The organism is Sodalis sp. RH21 (assembly GCF_047324175.1).
Classification (GTDB): Bacteria; Pseudomonadota; Gammaproteobacteria; order Enterobacterales; family Enterobacteriaceae; genus Acerihabitans.
In genome coordinates this window covers 4,317,158-4,340,694 of record NZ_CP178732.1, presented here as the reverse complement: position 1 = coordinate 4,340,694, position 23,537 = coordinate 4,317,158, and the positions used below count along the sequence as shown (strand labels likewise).

The window sequence follows — 23,537 nt, the reverse complement described above, 5'->3', positions numbered from 1 at the left end:
AAGAGAATGAATCCCGCTGATCTTACATGAGTAAGCGATTCGGGTGAAAGAGCGCCGCCAACGCATCTGTAACTTGAAAGATGACGGGTATATTACCTGACGCAGGGGAACGGGTAGGGTAGAATACAAGGCGCATCTTTTTGATGTGCCTTTTTTGTTTTATTTTTTCCCTGACGGATGTCGATTCGCGCTGTCAGAGGAATAGCTTTAGCGCGCAGCAGCTCTCGGAGCTACGGCATGAAGGCGGGATCTTACTGCCGGCGCAAGGTTTCATTCATATTACAGCGGAGTGTTGTCACACTATGATGGACAATTTACGCGCGGCCGCCAATCACGTCGTGCTCAAAATTATTCTAGCAATTGTCGCCATTTCATTCGTGCTGACCGGAGTTGGCAACTACCTGATAGGCGGCGGCGGGGATTATGCCGCCAAGGTCAACGGGCAGGTCATCAGCCGCGCCCAGCTGGAACAGGCGGTGCAAAACGAACGCAGCCGCCAGCAGGAGTCGCTGGGGGACAGTTTCTCGGCTCTGGCCGCCAACGAAGGCTATATGCTCCAGATGCGCCGCCAGGTGCTGTCGCAGCTGATTGATGAAACCTTGCTGGACCAATACGCGCAAACCCTGGGACTGGCCGTCAGCGATGAGCAAATCAAAGATGCGATCTTTGCCATCCCGGCGTTCAGGACCAACAACAATTTCGACAACGACAAATACCGCTCTATTATTAACAGCATGGGCCTGACCACGGATCAATATGCGCAGCTGATGCGCAAGCAATTGCTTACCCAGCAGTTGATCCAGGGCCTTGGCGGCACCGGCTTCCTGCTGCCGGACGAGACCAACCGCTTGCTGTCGCTGGCTATCCAGGAACGCCAGGCGCGCCTGGCCACCCTGGATATCGATTCCCTGCTGGCCAAACAGACCGCCTCGGACGAAGAGATCCAGAACAGCTACAACCAGAACAAAAACAGCTACGTCCTGCCCGAGTCCTTCAAAGTCGCCTACATCGCCATGGATGCCGCTTCAATGCAGGCCAGCACCACGGTGAGCGAACAGGAAATCCAGGCGTACTACGACCAGCATAAAGACCAATTCTCCAAGCCGGCCCGCAAGCGCTACAGCATTATCCAAAGCAAAACCGAAGCCGATGCCAAAGCCATCCTGACGCAGTTGCAGCAGGGCGGCGATTTCGCCGCGCTGGCCAAGCAGCATTCCACCGACGTGATTTCCGCTAAAACCGGCGGCGATATCGGCTGGATGGAAGCGGACTCGACGGTTGACGAGCTAAAGCAGGCCAACCTGAACGACAAAGGACAGCTGTCCGGCGTCATCACCTCCTCCGTGGGGTATTTGATCGCGCGCCTGACCGATATCCAACCCGAACAGGTGAAACCCCTGGCCGAGGTGCATGCCGGGGTCGCCGCCAAAGTGAAGCAGGAAAAGGCCATTGATGCCTATTATGCCTTGCAGCAGAAAGTCAGCGACGCCGCCAGCAACGATAACGAGTCTCTCGCCTCGGCGGAGACGGCGGCGGGGGTCAAAGCGGTGCAATCCGACTGGTTTACCCGCGACAATGTGCCGGATGCGCTGAATTTCGACCCGGTCAAACAAGTGTTGTTCGGCGGTTCGCTGCTGGGCAGCAATGGCGCGCCCGGCAACAACTCCGATGTGATCACCGTCGACGGCGATCGGGCGTTTATTCTGCGCCTGGCCGATCATAAACCGGAAAGCATCAAGCCGCTTGACGCGGTGCGCGGGCAGGTGGAGCAGCAGGTCAAACGTCAGAAAGCTATCCAGCAGGCCCGCATGGACGCGGAAAAAATTCTGGTGGCGCTCAAGCAGGGCAAGGGCGACGAGGCCATGAAGGCCGCCAACCTGTCCTTCGGCGCGGCGCAGACCTATGACTCTACCCGCCAAAACGATCCGTTGACCCAGACCATCTTTACCTTGCCGCAGCCGCAGCCGAACCAGTCTTCTTACGGTACGTCGTCAGATGATAAAGGCAATATCGTGCTGGTGGCGCTGGATCGGGTGGAGCCGCGTAAACTTGACGACCAGCAGCGTAGCCAAGTGGTCAGCCAGCTTAGCCAGGGCATGACCGGCGTCACCTTCGACGCTCTGCTCAATAATTTACGTACCGAAGCCAAGATCAAGATGGGCACCGGTGCACAAATGCAATGACGCTCATAAAAAAAATCAGCGTTATGTAATATCAAAAGGCCGCCTATGCGGCCTTTTGCATAATCATCCATCCTTCGTTGTTCCTGCCCTCCCGCTGGGGCATGCTATCCGGCGTACCTGCAAGCATGCCTGTTTGCAGTCCGTACCCACTGGAGGAACCACCATGAAAATGCAAAGGATGCTATCGATAAGACTGGCCCTGTTAATCGGATTAATTGCGCTGTCCGGCGGCGCCTGTAGCGCGGGAGAGAAAACGCCGGACGAGGAGCCGCTGGCCATCAGTGTTCCCGCGCCGGATCGCGAATTGACGCCGCAGGCGCTTAAGGGCGGGGAAGACGGGGGGCAGGCGTTACCGGATGAATCCGCCCAAACGCCAGGGCGCCATCCCGCCGACCAGCAGGCAAAGACCGATACCGCCGCGCCGCTACAGGATAATGCCGATGCCGTCGCCGAGGATGAAATCAAGACCGATGCCGAGGTAAAAGATGACGCCACGGCCACGGCATCGGCGGTCGATCGCCGGGATCAGGCCACGCAAACCGACGACTTCGATCGTGACAAGGTGAATATCAATACCGCGTCGGCGGAAGATTTGGTTGAGGGGTTAAAAGGCATCGGGCCCAAAAAAGCCCAGGCTATCGTGGATTACCGCAACCAGCACGGCCCATTTAACAAAATCGAACAGCTAACCGAGGTCAAAGGCATTGGACCGGCGACCCTGGCGCGAAATAAAAACGCCATCGAACTTTAAGGCCGCAGCGCACCCGGCGGAGCTGCCGCCGGAATGGCAAACGAATGGCTTATGAGATCGCGGATGCATGGGTAATGTGCATCCGGTATTTATGACTATGGACGCCGGGGCCAAACGGCGAGTCAGTCGAATATTAAATTTTTGTGACAGTCTGGACTTCCGGGGATAACTTTCCTAAGTTAGTGGCACATCTATCAGTAGGAAAGCACGATGACTGAGACAGCTAATTTAACGATTAAATTACCTCTTGAGCTAAAAGAAAGATTAAAATCCTTAGCCGCGAGTAATAGCGTTTCCATGAGTGCGGAAATTAGCGCCAGGCTTGCGCAAAGCCTCGACGGGGATTCGAAAGAGGGCACCACGGCGTCAAAACGCAAAGAGCATGCGGCCGCCGATGTGGATAATCAACATACCGAAGAGATTACGGAACTGCCGTTCACCACGGGCGAAGTTAAAAAACTGCGAGCCTTGCTTAGCGGCGCCAATAAGAAAAAATCCAAGAAAAAATAGCTCGTCCGCCATTTTACCCGTTTCATCCGCTGCAACATACATGAAGTAGACTCACGATCAGAGGGGGAAATACCACACCCTCTGACCCGAAGATACCTGCCCGTCACGCCAGCGCGGTTTTTGCTTTCATCTGCGTCATAATGCTTTCTGGATGCTGCCGATAGGCCGCCAGCCCCTTGGCCCGCAAATGGCATGCCGCGCATTCGCCGCAGCCGTCTCCCTGGATGCCGTTGTAACAGGTCAGGGTTTCGTTACGCACTAAATCCAGTTGATGATAATAATCGGCGAGGGCCCAGGTTTCAGCCTTGTCAAGCCACATCAGGGGCGTGGCGAAATGGATGTCGCGCGCCATGCCCAGCGTAATGGCCTGGTTCAGCGCCTTGACAAACTCGTCGCGACAATCGGGATAACCGGAAAAATCCGTTTCGCATACGCCGGTAATCACCGTGGCGGCGCCGACCTGATAGGCATAAATAGCCGCCAGGGTTAAAAACAGGATGTTGCGTCCGGGCACAAAGGTGCTGGGCAAGGCGGCGCCAGAATCCGCGCCGGCGCCCTCGTCATAATGGGGCACGGGAATATTGTCCCGCGTCAGGCTGCTTACCGCCAGGTCGTTTAGCAAGCGGGCGTCGATCACTTTATGGGCGCGGGCGCCTAATTTACCCGCCAGGGTGCGGGCGATATCGATTTCGGCGCGATGCCGCTGGCCGTAATCAAACGTGACGCAATGCACTTCGTCATATTGGCTTAAGGCCTGGATCAGACAGGTGGTGGAATCCTGTCCGCCGCTAAACACCACTACCGCTCGTTTCATATCAATACTCATCACATCGGAACCGAAAACCTTATGGTACTGTCTTCTCACGGGGCGGCATAGTACAGAATGGCGCGGATGGCTCTTCTTCGCGTCCATGGCCGGCGCGCGCCGGGGTATTCGCCCGATGGCGGCCGGGACCCGCTAACCGCGTTCCATGCCGCTACAATGCGTTTAGCCGCTGCGACCAGGGGGCGATATCGCCGATATGCTCCTTAACCCACTGCGGGCGGTAGTAAGTGTCCTGGTAGCGTTCGCCGCCATCGCATAACAGCGTGACAATGGCGCCGCCGCGCCCCTCTGCGCGCATTTCCAGCGCCAGTTGCAGCGCGCCCCACATATTGGTGCCGGTCGAGGCGCCCACCTTACGGCCCAGAATCGGTTCCAGCCAATAAAGCGTGGCAATACTGGCGGCGTCGGGCACCGGGATCATCCGATCGATGACCTCGGCAATAAAAGAGGGCTCCACCCGCGGGCGGCCGATGCCCTCGATACGGCTGGCGCATTGGCCGGTGAGCGCGCGGTCCCGCTGGTAAAAATAGTCGGTGAACACCGAATTCTCCGGATCGACCACCACCAGCCGGGTGTCATGGCCCTGATAGCGAATATAACGCCCCAGGGTGGCTGAAGTGCCGCCGGTACCGGCGCTCATGACGATATAATCGGGTTCGGCGACGGGTTCGTTGGCCATCTGGCGGAAAATGCTCTCGGCGATATTGTTATTGCCGCGCCAGTCGGTGGCCCGTTCGGCATAGGTAAACTGGTCCATATAATGGCCGCCGGACTCTCTGGCCAGCATTTTCGCCTCATCGTATATCAGCCCGCTATGGGCGACAAAGTGGCAACGGCCGCCATAAAAAGCGATTTGCTCAATTTTGCGTTTGGCGGTGCACTCCGGCATCACGGCGATAAACGGCAGTCCCAGCAACCGGGCAAAATAGGCTTCCGAAACCGCCGTGCTGCCGGACGACGCTTCGATAATCGGCGTATCCTGTTTGATCCAGCCGTTGCACAGGCCGTATAAAAACAGCGAGCGCGCCAGGCGATGTTTAAGACTGCCCGAGGGATGAGTGCTTTCATCTTTCAGGTAGAAATAGATGCCGGGGAACGCCGGCAGTTGCAACCGGATCAAATGCGTATCGGCGGAGCGCTGAAAATCCGCCTGTATTTCGCTGATTGCCTGTTTAACCCATGCCGCGGTCATGATGATTACCCCTGATGATAAGAGTCTGTAGCATAGCGGGGGCGGCGGAAAAAAAGTTTGCCTTTTACGCGGGATTCGCGTGTTATAAGAGAAATATTTTCTCCAAAAGCGGCTTATGTTAGATAAAACCGACCGAAAACTCTTGTCCCTGTTGCAACAGGACTGCACCTTATCGCTGCAAACGCTGGCGGAAGCGGTCAACCTGACCTCCACTCCGTGCTGGAAACGGCTCAAGCGGCTGGAAGAGGACGGGGTGGTGCGCGCCAAGGTGGCGCTGCTGGACAATGAAAAGCTGGGCCTTGGCCTGACCGCTTTCGTACAGATAAAAACGCAGCAGCATAACAGCGACTGGTATCATGCTTTTGTGGCCCAGGTTAAAGGGATGCCTGAAGTGCTGGCCTTTTACCGCATGGCCGGCGAGTATGATTATCTGATGCAGGTGGTGGTCGCCGACATGAAAAGCTACGATAATTTTTACAAGCGCCTGGTCAACGGCGGCCCCGGCTTGATCGATGTCACCTCCAGTTTTGCGATGGAGCAAATCAAAAATACGACGGTATTGCCGTTATAATGACTCTTTCCCTTCGGTGGGGATGATTGAATTCGTTTGGAATAACACTGCGTGAGATTATTTGCACAACTGAGTTGGTACTTTCGCCGCGAATGGCGACGTTACCTGGGGTCGGTCTTTTTATTGATCATCATTGCCTTACTGCAACTGATTCCGCCTAAGCTGGTTGGGGTTATCGTGGACGGCGTGACCACCCACCGGGCGTCCCACCGCATGATTATGCTATGGCTGGGCGTCATGGCGCTGACCGCCCTGGTAGTCTACCTGCTACGCTACGTCTGGCGCGTACTACTGTTCGGCGCATCCTATAAATTGGCCGTGGAGCTGCGCGCGCGTTTTTACCGTTTGCTCAGCGGCCAACTGCCGGGTTTTTATCTGCGCCACCGTACCGGGGATTTAATGGCCCGCGCCACCAACGACGTGGACCGGGTGGTCTTCGCCGCCGGGGAAGGGGTGCTGACGCTGGTGGATTCGCTGGTGATGGGGCTGTCGGTGCTGATCGTGATGAGCGTGCAGATCAGTTGGCAGTTAACCCTGCTGTCGCTGTTGCCGATGCCCGTTATGGCGCTGGTGGTGAAATATAACGGCGACGAGCTGCACCGGCGCTTCAAAACCGCCCAGGCGGCCTTTTCATCCCTCAATAACCAGACGCAGGAAAGCCTGACCGGCATCCGGATGATCAAAGCCTTCGGCCTGGAGGATTACCAGTCGGACCGCTTTATCCGGGTGGCCGCCGATGCCGGGGCGAAAAATATGCGGGTGGCGCGCATCGACGCCCGTTTCGACCCCACTATCTACCTGACCGTCGGTTTTTCCAACTTGCTGGCCATCGGCGGCGGCAGCTGGATGGTAAAGGAAGGGATCTTGACCCTTGGCCAATTAACCAGCTTTATCATGTATCTGGGCCTGATGATTTGGCCCATGCTGGCGCTGGCCTGGATGTTTAACATCGTTGAGCGGGGCAGCGCCGCCTATAGCCGCATACGGCAGACCCTGGCGGAGGCGCCGGAGGTCAAGGACGGCGGGCAAACTCTGCCCGCAGGGCGCGGCACCCTGGAGGTGGCGGTGGAGAGCTTCACTTACCCGCAGGCGAGCGCGCCCACGCTGCATGATATCCGGCTGACGCTGGCCCCGGGCCAGGTGCTCGGCATCTGCGGGCCTACCGGGGCGGGTAAAAGCACGCTGTTATCCTTGATCCAGCGCCATTTTGACGTGACGCGCGGCGCGATACATTTCCACGGCCTGCCGTTGACCGAGATCGCGCTGGATAATTGGCACAGCCGCCTGGCGGTGGTCAGCCAGACGCCGTTTCTGTTTTCCGACACGGTGGCGCGCAATATCGCCCTTGGCCGACCGGACGCCACCGCGGCGCAAATTGAACGGGCGGCGGAGCTGGCCTGCGTTCATGATGATATCCTGCGCCTGCCGCAAGGCTATGAAACCGAAGTGGGCGAGCGGGGGGTAATGCTCTCCGGCGGGCAGAAGCAACGGTTGTCCATCGCCCGCGCCCTGCTGCTGGAAGCGGAAATCCTGGTGCTGGACGATGCCCTGTCCGCCGTAGACGGGCGCACCGAACATACTATTTTGCATAACCTGCGCCGCTGGGGCGAAGGGCGCACCCTGATTATTACCGCCCACCGGCTATCGGCGCTGACGGCGGCCGACGAGATCCTGGTGCTGCGCCGCGGCACCCTGAGCCAGCGGGGCCCGCACCAGGACCTATTGTCGGAGCCAGGCTGGTATCGGGATATGTACCGCTATCAGCAACTGGAGGCGGCGTTGACCGCCGACCCGGATGAACCGGAGGCGGCCGATGCGTAATTGGCAAAATCTGTGGCCGACCTTAAAACGCTTGCTGGCCTATAGCCTGCCTTATCGCCGTCCCCTCTCCCTGGCGGTGCTGATGCTGTGGGTGGCGGCCGGCGCGGAAGTGGCGGGCCCCGTGGTTATCAGCTATTTCATCGACCGCGTCCTGCCGCTGAAGACTTTTCCGCCGCTGCTGGTCGGCGGGCTGGCGCTGGCCTATATCGCCCTGCAATTGGTGTCCGCCGCCCTGCGCTATTATCAGGCGTTATTATTTAACCGCACGGCCCTGGACGTGGTGCAGCAGGTGCGCACCGAGGTTATGGACGCCTCGCTGCGCCAGCCCCTCAGCGCCTTTGATACCCAACCGGTGGGGCAGCTTATTTCCCGCGTCACCAACGATACCGAGGTGGTTAAAGATCTCTACGTCACGGTGATGGCGACGGTATTGCGCTGTATCGCCCTGGTGGGCGCCATGCTGGTCGCCATGTTTATGCTCGACTGGCGCATGGCCTGCATTTCGCTGGTCATTTTCCCGGTGGTGGCCCTGGTGATGACCCTGTACCAGCGTTACAGCACTCCGATAGTCCGCCGTCTGCGGGCGTACCTGGCGGATATCAACAACGGCTTTAATGAAGCGATCGGCGGCATGGGCGTGATTCAGCAATTCCGGCAGCAGGCGCGTTTTGGCGCTCGGCTGGCGGATGCCAGCCATGCCCATTATCTGGCCCGCATGCAAACGCTGCGCCTGGAAGGCTTCTTGCTGCGCCCCTTGCTCAGCCTGCTGTCGGCGCTGGTGTTGTGTGGTCTGCTGATGCTGTTTGGCTTTAGTCCGGCCGGGACCGTCGGCGTCGGGGTGCTCTATGCTTTCATCAACTACCTGGGCCGCTTGAATGAACCGCTTATCGAGCTCACCACGCAGCAGTCGATGCTGCAACAGGCGGTGGTGGCGGGAGAACGTATCTTTGAGCTGATGGACGGCGACAGGCAGCGCTATGGCGATGATGAACAGCCCTTGAGCGGCGGGCGCATCGATATCCGGCGCCTGACGTTCGCATACCGCCAGGGCGCGCCGGTGCTGCGTGATATTTCCCTGTCCGTGGCTTCGCGCAGCTTTGTCGCGCTGGTGGGGCATACCGGCAGCGGCAAAAGCACACTGGCCAATCTGATGATGGGCTACTATCCCATAACGCAGGGCGAGCTATTGCTGGACGGGCGGCCGATCGCCAGCCTGTCGCACCGGGTACTCAGACAGGGGGTGGCTATCGTCCAGCAGGACCCGGTGGTGATGGCGGATACGGTATTTACCAATATCACCCTGGGACGGGATATCAGCGAGGCCCAGGCCTGGCGCGCCCTTGAACAGGTGCAGTTGGCGGAGCTGGTGCGCGCGCTGCCCGGGGGGATCTACGCCGAACTCGGGGAACAGGGCAATACCCTGTCGGTCGGCCAAAAGCAGCTATTGGCCATGGCGCGGGTGCTGGTGCTGACCCCGGAGATTTTAATCCTCGACGAAGCCACGGCCAATATCGACTCCGGGACGGAACAAGCCATCCAGCGGGCGCTGGCGGCCATCCGCCGCCAAACTACCCTGGTGGTCATCGCCCATCGCTTATCCACTATCGTCGATGCGGATGAAATTCTGGTTTTGCACCGGGGCCAGGCCGTGGAACGGGGCTCCCACGAGGCGTTGCTGCAACAGCAAGGCCGGTATTTCCAAATGTACCGATTACAGCAGGTCGGCCGCGCGCTGAATGCCGACTCGGCGCTGGCCGAGGCGCCGCCCGCGTAATCCCCCGCGGCTATCGTCAAACAGGCCGTTCGCGGCCTGTCCGGCTCTTTGCCGCTGCGCTCGCGCACCGGGATTGCGCATGCGCGGCGTGCACGACTCCCCAAACGCACCTTAATATGGCATGACGCTCCTTTTTGGTGCGTTACCACTGCCTCTTTTAACCCGCCGCTTTCCGCCTTTTTTGACCAAAGCCGGTGCTTGCTCCATTGGCAGGCGTCTAACGGTAAATTTCTATTTCAAAACATTTATGGCACATGCTTTGCTTTACTCTGGCGTAGTGGTCGCGAGTTCGGATCCAAATTCTTGAGGGGGAACATATGAAGCTGGTAACCGTGGTGATTAAACCATTTAAATTGGAAGACGTGCGAGAAGCACTTTCTGCTGTGGGAATTCAAGGGCTGACGGTCACCGAGGTGAAAGGGTTTGGACGGCAAAAAGGCCATGCCGAGCTTTATCGCGGTGCTGAATATAGCGTGAATTTTTTGCCAAAAGTAAAAATTGATATTGCCATTGCCGACGACCAGCTCGATGAAGTTATCGACGTGATTAGTAAAGCGGCTTACACCGGTAAAATCGGGGACGGCAAGATTTTTGTTGCAGAGTTACAACGGGTCATTCGTATTCGTACCGGTGAAACCGACGAAGCAGCACTTTAACGACACACGCGCGAATTTTGTGGATAGGGATGAATGAAAATGAAGAAACTTGTCTCATTAACCGGCGTCGGCGCAGTAGCAGCATTGTTGCCGACATGGGCCATGGCCGCAGCGCCCGTTGCTGATAAGGCCGACAATGCCTTTATGATGATTAGCACCGCCCTGGTGTTGTTCATGACCTTGCCGGGCATTGCTTTATTTTACGGCGGCCTGCTGCGCGCTAAAAACGTACTGTCGATGCTGACGCAGGTTGCGGTAACTTTCGCCATGGTCTGCGTGTTGTGGCTGATTTACGGGTATTCCCTGGCCTTCAGCGAAGGTAATCCCTTTTTTGGCGGTTTCGGCTGGACGATGCTTAAAAATATCGAACTCACCGCGTTGACCGGTACGTTCTATCAATTGATCCACGTGGCGTTCCAGTGCTCGTTCGCCTGTATCACCGTCGGACTTATCGTCGGCGCTCTGGCTGAACGTATCCGCTTCTCGGCGGTGCTGATTTTTGTTCTGGTTTGGCTGACCTTTTCCTATCTGCCCATGGCGCATATGGTGTGGGCGGGCGGTTACCTGGCCGCTCAGGGCGCGTTGGACTTCGCCGGCGGTACCGTGGTGCATATCAATGCCGCCAGTGCAGGCCTGGTCGGGGCATATATGCTGGGTAAACGCTCCGGCTTCGGCAAAGAAGCGTTCAAACCGCATAATCTGCCGATGGTCTTCACCGGTACCGCGATTCTGTATGTGGGCTGGTTCGGCTTTAACGCCGGTTCCGCCAGCGCCGCCAACGAAATCGCCGCCCTGGCGTTCCTCAATACCGTGATGGCTACCGCCGGCGCGATCCTGTCATGGGTCTTCGTTGAATGGATGCTGCGCGGCAAACCTTCATTGCTGGGCGCCTGTTCCGGCTGTATCGCCGGTCTGGTTGCCATTACCCCGGCCGCGGGTACCGTAGGTGTCGGCGGTGCGCTGGTGATTGGCCTGGTAGGCGGCGTAGCCGGTCTGTGGGGGGTGGTGGCCCTGAAGAAATGGCTGCGGGTGGATGACGTCTGCGACGTATTCGGCGTGCACGGCGTGTGCGGTATCGTAGGCTGTCTGCTGACCGGGGTGTTCACTTCCGCTTCCCTTGGCGGCGTGGGCTACGCGCAGGGCGTTACCATGGGCCATCAGCTCTGGGTTCAGCTCTACAGCGTGATCGTCTGTCTGATATGGTCCGGCGTAGTGGCCTTTATCGGCTTCAAGATTGCCGATATGGTGGTGGGTCTGCGGGTTTCGGAAGAACAGGAACGCGAAGGTCTGGACGTCAACAGCCATGGCGAAAATGCCTATAACGAATAATCATCCGGTTGCCGCCGGGCAGTGATGGCGGCGGCGACGAATGATCGCGATAGTCAAAAACGGGGGCGAGCCATCGCCCCCGTTTTTTGTCGGTTTATCCCGCCAGATGGCGGATCACCCCTTCCTGCGCCGTCGACGCGATCAACACGCCGTCGCGGCGATAAATTTGTCCGCGGACAAAACCCCGCGCGCCGGAAGCGGAGGGGCTTTCAATGGCGTATAACAGCCAATCGTCGAAGCGGAACGGCCGATGGAACCACATGGAGTGGTCGATGGTGGCTATCTGTATGTCCGGTTCCAGGAACCCCTTGCCATGGGGCTGTAGCGCAGTCGGCAGGAAATTGAAATCCGACGCATAGCCCAGCAAATATTGATGGGTCTCGGCATCGTCGGGAAGGTCGCCCGCCGCCCGCAGCCAGACATAACGCTGTGGTTTTTCAACGCCGCCCTGGAACGGGTTGTGAAAAATCACCGGCCGCATCTCGATGGGGCGTTCCCTGGTTAATTTTTCCCGCAGCGCCGGCGGCAAACCGGCGGCCAGCCGACGGGCAAAATCCTGTTCCGCGGGAAGTCCTTCAGGGGGCGGCACCTGGGGCATGGCGTTTTGATGCTCAAACCCGTGTTCGGGGGCTTGGAACGAGGCGGTAAGATAAAATATCGGCTGTCCGTGCTGCACGGCGCTAACGTGGCGCGCGCTGAAGCTTTTGCCGTCGCGCAGCGTGGCTACCTGATAAACAATCGGCCGGCTGACCTCGCCGGGCCGCAGGAAATAGCTATGGAAAGAGTGGACATGCCGCTCTGCCGGTACGGTCTGCCTGGCGGCAAATAACGCCTGGGCCACCACCTGGCCGCCGAACACCCGCGGTAATCCCAAGTCTTCGCTTTGGCCACGAAACAGGCCATCCTCGATTTTTTCCAATTGCAGGAGTTTTAACAGCAGATCGAGTTGCTGGCTCATGAAACGGCTCCATTAAACACATCGCCCCGGCGGGGAGTATAGGACGGCAGTCGGTCCGCCGATAATATAACCCAGTATATTCCCGTTTGGCCGCGGCCAGGCAAAAACCTGTGCGGCGCGTATAACCGACAGGAAAATATCAGAATACTGTGCCATGCTTAAAATATTAGGTGGTTTAACCACTACGAATTCACCGCCGCTGATGAGTGGTGAAATGATGAGCTGATAATAAGAAGGAGAGGTTAATCATGAAACTCTGGCAAGTAATAGGTGGCGTCGCGATATCGGTTACGCTGGCCGGCTGTGCGGATAAGAGCCAACCAGTGGCTACCCCGGCGTTTAAAACACCGGGCACCGCGGAGCAATCGGCCAGCATCAGACAACCGGCGGTAACCGGTACGGTATGGATCAGACAGCGTGTCGCTCTGCCCCCCGATGCGGTGCTGACCGTAACCCTGTCGGATGCCTCTATCAGCGATACGCCGTCCACCGTTATTTCACAGCGGGTGGTGCGCACCGAGGGCAAGCAGGCGCCGTTTAGCTTCGTATTGCCGTTTAACCCGGCGCAGATCCAGCCAAATGCGCGGATTCTGCTGAGTGCGGCCATCACCGTTGACGGGCGCTTAATGTTCATCACCGAACAGGTGAAGATGGTGGTTACCAACGGCGGCACCAAACAAGACCTGACGCTGGTGCCGGTGGAAGCGGTGGCTATGCCCACCAGTCCCGCGGCCACGTCGACCGTACCGCTGAGCTCGCCTACCCAGGTGACGCCGTCAAGCAGCGTTCCGGCGCCTAACCAGCTGTAATGTAATTAGCCATGCCATACTTACGTTTACGCTCCCCCCGGGGAGCGTTTTTCGTTGCCGTGCGCTATAGCCGCCAGCGGTAGCGGGCGAGTTCGGTTTGACCCTGATTATCCACCTCGATCCCCTCGGCTTCCAGCGCCGTTTTTTGCCGCACGAATCCATCGCCGGGTAACGAAATCCTGCCTTGGCGGTTAACCACCCGGTGCCAAGGCAATCGGCTGCCTTGCGGCAACCGGCTCAGGATGCCGCCCACCTGCCGGGCGGCGCGGGGCGAACCGGCCAGACGCGCGACTTCGCCATAGGTGGTGACGTGACCATAAGGAATGGCGTCAATGATTTGAAATACCCGCTGACGGAAGGTATCGATGGGTTCATTCATAAAGTCACAAGCCGGGCGAAATAAAAGATCGGACCCATATTGGCATAGGTTTTTACCTCACGAAAGCGATAAGGCAGCGGCCACGGCGCTGATTGCCCAAGAAACCAGCGCTTGATTCGTATCGGCTTGCAATTGGCGGGGCCATCATTGATAATGCCCCGCGCTCGGTAGAAACGAGCCGTCAATGGAGGCCCCGTCGGTGCTCCCGCAACACTAACTTGTGAACTCGGTCAGGTCCGGAAGGAAGCAGCCGTAGCAGGCGACGTGTGTGCCGGGATGTTGCTGGCGGGGCCTCCACCCATTTGTGCTGCCATTTTGTGCTGCCATTGTTCCTTGTTATTCCCCCACCATCAACATCCCGGCATTATTCTCCAAAGCCCAACGCCGCCGGGGTAATCGCCGCTGGCCGCCAAGGCGAGATAACGCCTTCCGATGGTTGCTTCATTAGAATTTTTCATGTTTTGGGTCTGGGTAATAACAGTCCTACTGGCTGCTGAGGAATGCAAAACGGGATGACGCCCGGGTCGCGGGACACAACCCGCGTAGGATGCCCGGCATCTTAGTGATTATTACCCGCCAGGCGGTAAGCTTAAAAATAAATCCCCGCTAAAAATTAACCGTGGGATACTCTTTATGGGAAGGCTCCCAAGAAAATAAAGCACTGGCTAATCGGCAATAATCCGTGATTGATGCTAAGGCATATTTATTCGTGTCTCATTTCAAACGTTTGCCAATCGGGAACTGACCGTAAGCAGAAAGTACGGATTGACATCAGATAAGCAAAAATATTTGCGACGAAACACGGATATACGAGTAGATAAGAAGTGTTTAAGATGCTTGCATGAACATATATATTTATTAATGTTAATATTAAGTATCACATAATGGCTGTTAACGAACATACTTCCAGACCGAAACCGGGACTTTATCGTAGAGTTTATCCATAGTCAGTTCCGCCAGTCGATGATCGGCAGCAGAATTGAATATCTCCAGCTCATCGTCTGAGAGTTCATATTTGTTTTTTTCTATCACGCGCTCAAGCGTCTCTAGGGTCCTGCATTTACGTAACCGCATTAAATAATCAATTTTGTTCATAATGGCCTTTGATGTTTAGTCGTATGTTAAAATATCATTTACTATTTCAGGATATACAGACCTCAGTCTCTGAGAATGTTCCGAATAAACGGGATCGGCTTTTACGCCACCTTTGTACATCCTGATTATTGATGCCGTAGCTGCTAAATAGGGTAAAGGTATCATCTAAGAAGGTTTCTACATGGTCGGTCAGATCGCTTTCATTATGATGTTTAAGCTTAAAAATGACCACATAAGATGCAATATGGTCGATTAATTCGTTCATCTGTAGATTTATCGCGGAAGCCGGATCATTAACCCATCCATGGTAACTATCACCTAGACTGACGATACCTTCATCGTAGAGGTTGCCACAAAGGTATTTGAGCTGAGCAATATCATGTCGTTTGGGTGAATACTCGTCCATATCAGCCCTCCTAACGCTAAACAAATCGCCATAGCCTATAAATCGGCATTGCAGGAAGAAACACAAAATCCATATCATCCCCAAGCCCAATTTAAAGATAGAATATTTTATGCAGTTTGGCACTATCAGCTTACATTAACTTACAGTCATACCCTATTGCAATTCCACTAACACTAATTGCAAAACTGATGAAGTTGAGTCCGACTCGTTCTGTACGGTAAGTCAATGCGGATGTTAGAAAACAGCTATTCTGTCAACAATTTATTATAAATTTGGGTCGCACTGCGCCGTATAGTACCGATAGTTGGGGGCGAAGAAAAGACTCATTTCAACATCTTTAACCTTTATTATATTTATTTTTACCATTTCCTGCTGCAATACACATCCTTTATTCTCATAAAATTATGACAATCCGTTGCTGACATGCTGATAAACTGGCATTTTCTTAACATACCCTTATCATACCCGCACCGGCCGAATTACGCCACCAGGCAATGTTATCAGATAACAAACACGATGGCGGTTGATTTTCACCCCATTATTGCCCAAGCCAAATAGGCTATACCCCCAGTAAATTTACCCGTGAACCGCCTCCCCAAAACCGGCCGGATAAACGGCATCCAGCAAAAAGGGCCCCCAGTGGAGACCCTTTGCTTAACATACCTTACATCGGCTCAACCAACGGCCTATCTTTTCTTCTTTCCGCCCTGGACCGCCTTAAAGCGCGGATTCGATTTGCAGATAACGTATACGCGGCCGCGACGGCGCACCACCTTACAATCCGGATGACGTGTCTTGGCGGCACGCAATGAGCTTAAAACCTTCATAACGCCGACACCTCTTTATGCGGATTCTTTATTGAAAAAACGGCCAAAGCGCTGGTTAAAGCGGGCGGTGCTGCCTTCTTTATCCACAATCCTCTGCTTGCCGGTATAATACGGATGGGATGACGAAGAAACTTCCACGGTAATATACGGGAATGTAGTCCCTTCATACTCCACGGTGCGATCGGTCTTGATCGTCGACCCAACTTTAAAATACGCATCGGCGCTGGTGTCATGGAACACCACGGTCCGATACTCTGGATGAATTCCAGGTTTCATACGCCACCTCAATTGTTATGTTATATCATATCTATTATGCGCTATAATCCCCCCCTGTCAACCCCTTGACGCCGTATGCCCGCAAGCACCGAACCTGCGGCAAGCCGTGTTCAAGGGAGAGCGTGCCGTAGGGGTTGAAGCGGCCATGGTTTTCCTGGCCGCCGGAACGCCCCTTGGCGCGCCAGGCCCGCAAGCACCGAACCTGCGCAAGCCGTGTTCAAGGGAGAGCGTGCCGTAGGGGTTGAAGCGGCCATGGTTTTCCTGGCCGCCGGAACGCCCCTTGGCGCGCTAGGCCCGCAAGCACCGAACCTGAGGCAAGCCGTGTTCAAGGGAGAGCGTGCCGTAGGGGTTGAAGCGGCCATGGTTTTCCTGGCCGCCGGAACGCCCCTTGGCGCGCCAGGCCCGCAAGCACCGAACCTGCGCAAGCCGTGTTCAAGGGAGAGCGTGCCGTAGGGGTTGAAGCGGCCATGGTTTTCCTGGCCGCCGGAACGCCCCTTGGCGCGTTAGGCCCGCAAGCACCGAACCTGCGGCAAGCCGTGTTCAAGGGAGAGCGTGCCGTAGGGGTTGAAGCGGCCATGGTTTTCCTGGCCGCCGGAACGCCCCTTGGCGCGCCAGGCCCGCAAGCACCGAACCTGCGGCAGGCCGTGTTCAAGGGAGAGCGTGCCGTAGGGGTTGAAGCGGCCATGGGCACGCTAGGCCCGCAATCACTCAAGCGGCAGCGATCCCGGTTAAAAACCAGGCCAATACGAGCCCATAAAAAAAGGCCGCTTTCGCGGCCCTCATTCATCTCACTTCCCGCATCACCGATGCGGAACCTCATCCACCGGATGTCCATGCTCCAACTCTTCTTCGCTTCTCCCGCCAAAGCGGCGGCGCACCACCACAAAGAACACCGGAACAAAGAATATGGCCAGCAGGGTAGCGGTAATCATACCGCCCACCACCCCGGTACCCACGGCGTTCTGCGAACCCGAACCCGCGCCGGTGCTGATCGCCAATGGCAACACGCCCAGGATAAAGGCCAAGGAGGTCATCAATATCGGCCGCAATCGCATACGCACCGCATCGAGGGTAGCTTCCACCAACCCCTTGCCCTCCTTGTCCATCAGGTCCTTGGCAAACTCCACGATCAAAATGGCGTTTTTCGCCGACAGCCCGATAGTGGTCAGCAGCCCCACCTGGAAGTAAACGTCGTTATTCATACTGCGCAGCGTAGCGGCCAACAGCGCGCCAACCACCCCCAGCGGCACGACCAGCATAACCGCGAAGGGAATCGACCAGCTCTCATACAACGCCGCCAGACACAAGAACACCACGATCAGCGAAATCGCATAAAGCGCGGGCGCCTGGTTGCCGGACAACCGTTCCTGATAAGACATCCCGGTCCAGTCGAAACCGATACCCGCCGGCAGCTTGGTCACCAGCTCTTCCATCAGCGCCATCGCCTCGCCGGTACTCTTACCCGGCGTGGCTTCACCCTGAATTTCCATCGAAGGCAGGCCGTTATAACGTTCCAGACGCGGCGAACCATATTGCCAGTGGGCGCTGGACACGGCGGATAACGGCACCATTTGCCCGTTGGTTCCGCGCACATACCAGCCGGAAATATCCTGCGGCAACATGCGGTACTCGGCGTCCCCCTGCACATAAACCTTTTTGGTACGCCCTCGGTCGGTGAAGTCATTAACATAGCTGCCCCCCAACGCCGCGCTCAGGGTGGTATTGATATCACTCAGCGAAACGCCCAAGGCTTCGGCTTTTTCGTGGTCCACATCAAGCTTGTACTGCGGCGTATCTTCCAACCCGTTCGGGCGCACCCCGATCAACGTATCGGCATGCTGGGCAACCATGCCCAACAGTTGGTTACGCGCTTCGGTGAGCTTTTCATGCCCCAGGTTGTTTTCATCGATTAATTCGAAGTCAAACCCGGTAGCGGTACCCAGCTCCACGATAGCGGGCAGGTTAAACGCCAGGGCGATACCGTCCTTGATCTGGGACAAGGCCCCATTGGCGCGGGCGGTAATCGCCGGGACTTTATTTTCTTCCCCTTTACGCTCATCCCAGCTCTTAAGGCTGACAAACGCCAGGCCCGCATTTTGCCCGCGGCCGGAAAAGCCAAAGCCGTTAACGGTGAACACCGAGACGACATTATCCTTTTCGTTCTTCAGGTAATAATCGGTAACCTGATCAAGGATTTTCTGGGTTCGCTCCTGGGTGGCGCCGGCAGGCAATTGCACCATGTTCAGGAACACCCCCTGATCCTCCGACGGCAGGAAAGAAGAGGGCAGGCGGATAAACAGCAGCGCCATGCCGACCACGATCAGCAGATAGATGATCAGGTAACGGCCGGTGCTGTTAAGAATATGGCCGATGCTGTCGGTATAATGATTGGTGCTTTGATCGAACTTTTTGTTAAACCAGCCGAAAAAGCCCTTGGTGGTGCCGTGCTCGCCTTTCTTGACCGGTTTGAGCATGGTGGCGCACAGCGCCGGCGTCAGGATCATGGCCACCAGCACCGACAGCACCATGGCGGACACGATGGTTATCGAGAACTGGCGGTAGATGGCGCCGGTGGAGCCGCCGAAGAAGGCCATCGGCACGAATACCGCCGACAGCACCAGCGCTATCCCCACCAACGCGCCCTGGATCTGCCCCATCGATTTACGCGTGGCTTCCTTGGGGCTAAGCCCTTCTTCCGCCATAACGCGCTCGACGTTTTCCACCACCACGATGGCGTCATCCACCAACAGCCCGATCGCCAGCACCATCGCGAACATCGTCAGGGTATTAATCGTAAACCCGAAGGTATTCAAAATGGCGAAGGTACCCAGCAATACCACGGGCACCGCGATGGTCGGGATCAAGGTGGCGCGGAAGTTCTGCAAGAACAGATACATTACCAGGAACACCAGGATGATGGCTTCCACCAGGGTTTTCACCACTTCCTGGATGGAGATTTTCACAAACGGCGTCGTATCGTAGGGATAAACGACTTTTAGCCCGGCTGGGAAATTCTGCTGCAACTTCGCCAGTTCCGCCTTGACCCCCGCGGCGGTATCAAGGGCATTGGCGCCGGTGGCCAGCTTAATCCCTAAACCTGCCGATGGCTGGCCGTTGAAGCGGGCGATAATGTCATAGTTTTCACCGGCCAGTTCCACTTTGGCCACGTCCTTGAGGCGCACCTGCGAACCATCGGTATTGACCTTCAGGAGGATCTTGGAAAATTCCTCCGCGTTGGTCAAGCGGCTTTGCACAATGATCGAGGCATTCAACTGCTGGCCTTTGATCGAAGGCGCGCCGCCCAATTGACCGGCGGCAATCTGGTTATTTTGCACCGTCAACGCGCTGACCACATCCACCGGCGTAAGCTGGAAGTTGTTCAGTTTATTGGGGTCCATCCAGACGCGCATGGCATATTGGGAACCGAACAGCTGAACTTCGCCCACCCCTTCGATACGGCTTACCGGGTCCTTGATTTTGGACCCGACATAGTCGGCGATATCCTGCTGGGTCATGTTTTTATCATCGCTGATAAACCCGGCTACCATCAGGAAGCTGGCGCTCGACTTCTGCACCTGCACCCCTTGGTTTTGCACCGCCTGCGGCAGCAGGGGCATGGCCAATTGCAGTTTATTCTGTACCTGCACCTGGGCGATATCCGCGTCGGTGCCGGAGTCAAACGTCAGGGTGATGGTGGCGGTACCCGATGAATCACTAGCCGATGACATATACAGCAGATGATCGATACCGTTCATGTTCTGTTCGACTATCTGGGTTACGCTATCTTGCAGGGTCGTCGCGTCGGCGCCCGGATAAGTCGCGGTAATCCTGATGGTCGGCGGCGCGATGGCCGGATACTGCTCGATGGGCAGCTTCAGAATCGACAGCAAGCCCCCAAGCATAATAATGATGGCAATCACCCATGCGAAAATGGGGCGATCGATAAAAAACTTGGCCATATCGTTTACCCGTTCCTATTATGACTTTTTGGCATTATCAGGCTGCGGTTGTTCCGGTTGTTTCTGCTCGTCGGCCATTTCTTTCGCCGTGACCTGAACGCCCGGTTTCACTTTTTGCAGACCACTGACAATCACGCGATCGCCTTCCTGTAAACCTGCCGTGACCAGCCATTTATCGCCAATCGCCTGTTTAGCCGTCAGTTGACGCACGGCGACTTTATTATCCGGCCCTACGATCATCGCGGTTGCTTCGCCGCGCGGATTACGGGTAATACCCTGCTGCGGTACCAGCAGCGCACTATCATTTACCCCTTCTTCCAGGCGGGCGCGCACAAACATACCCGGCAGCAAACTATGATCCGGATTAGGGAACACGGCGCGCAGGGTAATAGAACCGGTAGTTTCATCGACGGTGACGTCGGAGAATTCCAGCGTGCCGGTCTGTTTATATTCGCTGCCGTCTTCCGTCAGCAACCGTACCGTGGCCTTGCCGTCTTTTTGCTTCATGGCGCCGCTGTCGAGCTCCTGCTTCAGACGTAAGAAGTCGTTACTGGATTGCGTTACGTCCACATACAGCGGGTCCAACTGTTGAACGGTGGCCATGGCGGTGGTTTGCCCATTGGTCACCAAGGCGCCTTCGGTATAAGCCGATTTGCCAATCCGGCCGCCGATCGGCGACGTCACGCGGGTGTAGGCCAGGTTTATCCGGGCGCTTTCAAGCGTTGCCTTGGCCGCTACCACCGCCGCGTCGCTCTGCTGCATGTTGGCCACCGCCGTGTCATAGTCCTGCTTGCTGACAAAGTTGGTGGCAATCAGTTTCTTATAACGATTGACGGTGACGCGATTAATATTCGCAGTGGCCTGCGCCTGGGCTAAACTGCCGTTGGCGCTGTCATAGGCGGCTTTATAGGTCGCGGGATCGATTTGATAAAGCGACATGCCGGCCTGGACATCGCTACCTTCGACAAAATTACGCTTCAAGATAATGCCATTGACCTGGGGGCGGACTTCGGCAATACGAAAAGCGGCGGTGCGACCGGGTAGATCGGTTGTGACATTCAATGATTGTTTTTTTACCGTCACTACACTAACTTCCGGTGCCTGTTGCTGATTTCCTGCCTGTTTAGCGTCTTTATTGTCACATCCAACGAGAATAAAGGTGCCTGAAAGCATCAGAACGGCTGCCAGAGGCAAAATCCCTCTGTTTTTGTTCATAGATAAACCTCAAGAGTCCGATTTGAAAAAATTGATCAATTGATCACAAGCCTACAAACCCATTGCTGCGTAACAATTAGCCTTATGCTATGGTACATACATTCGTGAATGTATGTAAATCTAAAGACTCCCCAAAACGGCGCTATGGCACGAAAAACCAAACAGCAGGCTCAGGAAACCCGTCAGCATATTCTGGACGCAGCGGTCCAGGAATTTTCCATGCGGGGTGTTTCCGCCACATCGCTCACCGATATCGCTACGGTGGCGGGAGTAACGCGTGGAGCTATTTATTGGCATTTCAAGAATAAAGTCGAGTTATTTAATGAGATCTGGTTCGCCGCAGAATCCAAAGTGCATACGTTCGAGTTAGAGTATCAAGCAAAATTTCCCGACGATCCACTACATGTCTTAACCGAGACGCTGATTTACATTCTGGAATCCACCGTTTCCAATACCGAATGGCGCTCGCTGATGGAAATTATCTTTCACAAGTGCGAATTCGTCGGTGAAATGGAATTATTCCAGGAAGTACGCAAAGGATTATATGCCGAATGCTATGAACGTATAGAGGAAACGCTCGCTCGCTGCATTCAGTGCGGGCAACTGCCGGCCGACCTGCATTGCCGCCGCGCCGCCATCCTGCTGCGCGCCTATATGACCGGGCTGATGGAAAACTGGCTGTTCGTGCCCGGCACCTTTGATCTGGAGGGCGGCTCCCGTATCCTGATTGCCGCCTTTATCGATATGCTGCGCCTTAGCCCCAACCTGCGCCATGCCCCGGCGGCCGGGTAATATTCCCCGCGCTGACCGCGCCGCGCCCGTCAGGGATTGGCCTGGCGCTCGCGGACTTTGGTTAAATAGTCTTTTTTGACGATCTCCAGCGCCGCCAGCACCAATTCGGGTGCCATTTCATTACTTTCCAGCAGCATAATCAAATCGACCGCCAGTTTCACTTCAGGGGATTCATCTTCCAGCGCCACCGGCCTCTCCTGAATGCGCTGCCGCGCGTGATAAAACAAAAAGTATAAATGAGATCGTTTAGCGGCAAAATAGTGAGCTTGTAATCTTATGACTGCCGCTCCTTGCGATGCAGCCCGCTGTTGGCCTCCAGACTATGCATCCAGGCCGTTTTCCCGCCGCTCGATCTGGCGTTCGAGGCGGGCCAGGGCCTGGCGGCAGCGCGCCAACCGTCCTTCCAGGGCGGCGATTTCCTGCTGCAACTGCTGCTGGCGCGCGCTATCGCCGGTATTGGCCCGCAGGCTGTCCCGATCGCGAATCATGGTGAGCAGGCGCCGCTCATAATCCTGATGCTCGTTCAGTTTAGTATAATAGTCCACCGCCGGCGTCTTTTGCGGCTGCTGCCGGCGTAAATCCTGGGTCGCCAGCTCCCGCGCCAGCGCGGTCATCTGGTCGATCAGCCGCTGGGCCAGCCAGGCCACCCGATCGGTGTGGCCGCCATCGGCGGCCAGGGACAGGCGCTGCAATGTCTCGCGGCTTTCGGCCAGATAGTCCTCCAGCCGGGTGCCGCGGCTTTGGAACAATTGATGATCAAAACGTGATTGCGCGACGCTGGTATGCTCGCCTGCGTCGATGCGGGCGGCTAAAGCGCTGAACTGATCGCCTAAAGTGGTGAGAAGCCTGGATGAATGCACGCCGTTTACCCAATCCCAATAATATAACAAGCAGAATAAGCAATCATACCGCGCCGGCAGCGGCCGCGCATAGCGCTGCGATCCCGGCCGCGTCCCGGTGGAGGCAAATGTATCCTTTTTTGCCGGGCGCCGCTAAAAAGAAAGCCATGGGTGTGATCGTCACGACGTTTATGCGCGGATGACGACGGCAGGTGAAAAAAGTATGATTGCGGGGTATGGTAAAAGGAATGCCGGCATGGCCGCGTCAACCACGCCAGCTATTTACCCGCGGTTGATATTACGCAACAAAACGGTGAATGGTGATGTCCCGGTGGTTGCATTTTTTCGCCAGTTTGCATAAATTTGAGC

At 56.3% G+C, this 23,537-nt stretch carries 22 protein-coding genes and 1 other RNA gene; 11 read left to right on the top strand and 12 right to left on the bottom strand.

Annotated elements, in window-relative coordinates:
* The first annotated feature begins 302 nt into the window (after positions 1–302).
* The 3 genes from ppiD (at position 303) to ACL2XP_RS20035 (ending at position 3,444) form a co-directional block, all read left to right on the top strand.
* On the top strand, positions 303–2,183 hold the full coding sequence (ppiD, locus tag ACL2XP_RS20045) for a peptidylprolyl isomerase (RefSeq protein ID WP_413734866.1): 1,881 nt from the start codon (positions 303–305) through the stop codon (positions 2,181–2,183).
* Between the two features lie 163 nt (positions 2,184–2,346).
* Entirely contained in the window at positions 2,347–2,934 is a 588-nt protein-coding gene (locus ACL2XP_RS20040; RefSeq protein WP_413734865.1) for a ComEA family DNA-binding protein, read from the top strand.
* A gap of 210 nt (positions 2,935–3,144) precedes the next feature.
* Positions 3,145–3,444 carry an Arc family DNA-binding protein gene (locus ACL2XP_RS20035; protein ID WP_413734863.1) on the top strand — a complete coding sequence of 100 codons (300 nt, stop codon included), beginning with the start codon at positions 3,145–3,147 and terminating at the stop codon, positions 3,442–3,444.
* A 103-nt stretch (positions 3,445–3,547) separates the two neighbouring features.
* Here the strand turns inward: ACL2XP_RS20035 and queC are convergent, their stop codons facing one another.
* Positions 3,548–4,258 (bottom strand): 7-cyano-7-deazaguanine synthase QueC, encoded by a 711-nt coding sequence (gene queC, locus ACL2XP_RS20030; RefSeq protein WP_413734862.1) that lies wholly within the window; start codon positions 4,256–4,258, stop codon positions 3,548–3,550.
* Positions 4,259–4,421: 163 nt separating this feature from the next.
* Positions 4,422–5,462, bottom strand: a complete 1,041-nt coding sequence (locus tag ACL2XP_RS20025) for a PLP-dependent cysteine synthase family protein (protein WP_413734860.1) — start codon at positions 5,460–5,462, stop codon at positions 4,422–4,424.
* A 115-nt stretch (positions 5,463–5,577) separates the two neighbouring features.
* On the opposite strand from ACL2XP_RS20025, the gene ACL2XP_RS20020 reads away from it, so the two are divergent.
* The 5 genes from ACL2XP_RS20020 (at position 5,578) to amtB (ending at position 11,613) form a co-directional block, all read left to right on the top strand.
* A complete protein-coding gene (locus tag ACL2XP_RS20020; RefSeq protein ID WP_413734858.1) occupies positions 5,578–6,033 on the top strand; it encodes an Lrp/AsnC family transcriptional regulator in 456 nt (151 codons plus the stop codon).
* Between the two features lie 51 nt (positions 6,034–6,084).
* A complete protein-coding gene (locus ACL2XP_RS20015; protein WP_413734857.1) occupies positions 6,085–7,854 on the top strand; it encodes a SmdA family multidrug ABC transporter permease/ATP-binding protein in 1,770 nt (589 codons plus the stop codon).
* Positions 7,847–9,628, top strand: a complete 1,782-nt coding sequence (locus ACL2XP_RS20010) for a SmdB family multidrug efflux ABC transporter permease/ATP-binding protein (RefSeq protein ID WP_413734855.1) — start codon at positions 7,847–7,849, stop codon at positions 9,626–9,628. The genes ACL2XP_RS20015 and ACL2XP_RS20010 overlap by 8 nt, the downstream gene beginning before the upstream one ends.
* Positions 9,629–9,945: 317 nt before the next feature.
* Positions 9,946–10,284 carry a P-II family nitrogen regulator gene (gene glnK, locus ACL2XP_RS20005; RefSeq protein ID WP_009639071.1) on the top strand — a complete coding sequence of 113 codons (339 nt, stop codon included), beginning with the start codon at positions 9,946–9,948 and terminating at the stop codon, positions 10,282–10,284.
* A 39-nt stretch (positions 10,285–10,323) separates the two neighbouring features.
* Entirely contained in the window at positions 10,324–11,613 is a 1,290-nt protein-coding gene (gene amtB / locus ACL2XP_RS20000) for an ammonium transporter AmtB (protein ID WP_413734854.1), read from the top strand.
* Between the two features lie 94 nt (positions 11,614–11,707).
* Here amtB and tesB read toward each other — a convergent pair whose 3' ends face one another.
* Positions 11,708–12,571 (bottom strand): acyl-CoA thioesterase II, encoded by an 864-nt coding sequence (gene tesB, locus ACL2XP_RS19995; RefSeq protein ID WP_413734853.1) that lies wholly within the window; start codon positions 12,569–12,571, stop codon positions 11,708–11,710.
* 248 nt (positions 12,572–12,819) lie between these two features.
* Here tesB and ACL2XP_RS19990 point away from each other — a divergent pair, with 248 nt between their 5' ends.
* Positions 12,820–13,380: a YbaY family lipoprotein gene (locus ACL2XP_RS19990; protein WP_413734851.1), complete on the top strand. Its 561-nt coding sequence runs from the start codon at positions 12,820–12,822 to the stop codon at positions 13,378–13,380.
* Positions 13,381–13,444: 64 nt separating this feature from the next.
* Here the strand turns inward: ACL2XP_RS19990 and ACL2XP_RS19985 are convergent, their stop codons facing one another.
* Positions 13,445–13,759: an MGMT family protein gene (locus ACL2XP_RS19985; protein WP_413734850.1), complete on the bottom strand. Its 315-nt coding sequence runs from the start codon at positions 13,757–13,759 to the stop codon at positions 13,445–13,447.
* Positions 13,760–13,953: 194 nt separating this feature from the next.
* Here ACL2XP_RS19985 and ffs point away from each other — a divergent pair.
* Positions 13,954–14,050: signal recognition particle sRNA small type (gene ffs, locus ACL2XP_RS19980), an RNA gene on the top strand.
* A gap of 600 nt (positions 14,051–14,650) precedes the next feature.
* On the opposite strand, the gene ACL2XP_RS19975 is transcribed toward ffs, so the two are convergent.
* The 6 genes from ACL2XP_RS19975 to ACL2XP_RS19950 all read right to left on the bottom strand — a co-directional run bounded on the left by ACL2XP_RS19975 (position 14,651) and on the right by ACL2XP_RS19950 (position 21,537).
* Positions 14,651–14,854, bottom strand: a complete 204-nt coding sequence (locus tag ACL2XP_RS19975; RefSeq protein ID WP_162367725.1) for an HHA domain-containing protein — start codon at positions 14,852–14,854, stop codon at positions 14,651–14,653.
* A 46-nt stretch (positions 14,855–14,900) separates the two neighbouring features.
* A complete protein-coding gene (tomB, locus tag ACL2XP_RS19970) occupies positions 14,901–15,260 on the bottom strand; it encodes an Hha toxicity modulator TomB (protein WP_413734849.1) in 360 nt (119 codons plus the stop codon).
* A gap of 686 nt (positions 15,261–15,946) precedes the next feature.
* On the bottom strand, positions 15,947–16,087 hold the full coding sequence (gene ykgO, locus ACL2XP_RS19965) for a type B 50S ribosomal protein L36 (RefSeq protein WP_413734847.1): 141 nt from the start codon (positions 16,085–16,087) through the stop codon (positions 15,947–15,949).
* A gap of 15 nt (positions 16,088–16,102) precedes the next feature.
* Complete coding sequence (locus tag ACL2XP_RS19960) at positions 16,103–16,363, bottom strand: type B 50S ribosomal protein L31 (protein WP_413734846.1); 261 nt, start codon at positions 16,361–16,363, stop codon at positions 16,103–16,105.
* Positions 16,364–17,163: 800 nt separating this feature from the next.
* The gene (locus ACL2XP_RS19955) at positions 17,164–20,322 is read right to left on the bottom strand and encodes an efflux RND transporter permease subunit (protein WP_413734845.1); all 3,159 of its coding nucleotides are present in this window, start codon (positions 20,320–20,322) and stop codon (positions 17,164–17,166) included.
* Between the two features lie 18 nt (positions 20,323–20,340).
* On the bottom strand, positions 20,341–21,537 hold the full coding sequence (locus ACL2XP_RS19950; protein WP_413734844.1) for an efflux RND transporter periplasmic adaptor subunit: 1,197 nt from the start codon (positions 21,535–21,537) through the stop codon (positions 20,341–20,343).
* A 144-nt stretch (positions 21,538–21,681) separates the two neighbouring features.
* On the opposite strand from ACL2XP_RS19950, the gene acrR reads away from it, so the two are divergent.
* A complete protein-coding gene (gene acrR / locus ACL2XP_RS19945; RefSeq protein ID WP_413734843.1) occupies positions 21,682–22,329 on the top strand; it encodes a multidrug efflux transporter transcriptional repressor AcrR in 648 nt (215 codons plus the stop codon).
* A 29-nt stretch (positions 22,330–22,358) separates the two neighbouring features.
* Here acrR and ACL2XP_RS19940 read toward each other — a convergent pair whose 3' ends face one another.
* Both ACL2XP_RS19940 and priC read right to left on the bottom strand, forming a co-directional pair.
* Positions 22,359–22,517, bottom strand: coding sequence for a DUF2496 domain-containing protein (locus tag ACL2XP_RS19940; protein WP_413734841.1), 159 nt, complete (start codon positions 22,515–22,517; stop codon positions 22,359–22,361).
* A gap of 132 nt (positions 22,518–22,649) precedes the next feature.
* Complete coding sequence (gene priC / locus ACL2XP_RS19935; protein WP_413734840.1) at positions 22,650–23,189, bottom strand: primosomal replication protein PriC; 540 nt, start codon at positions 23,187–23,189, stop codon at positions 22,650–22,652.
* Positions 23,190–23,537: the final 348 nt, after the last annotated feature.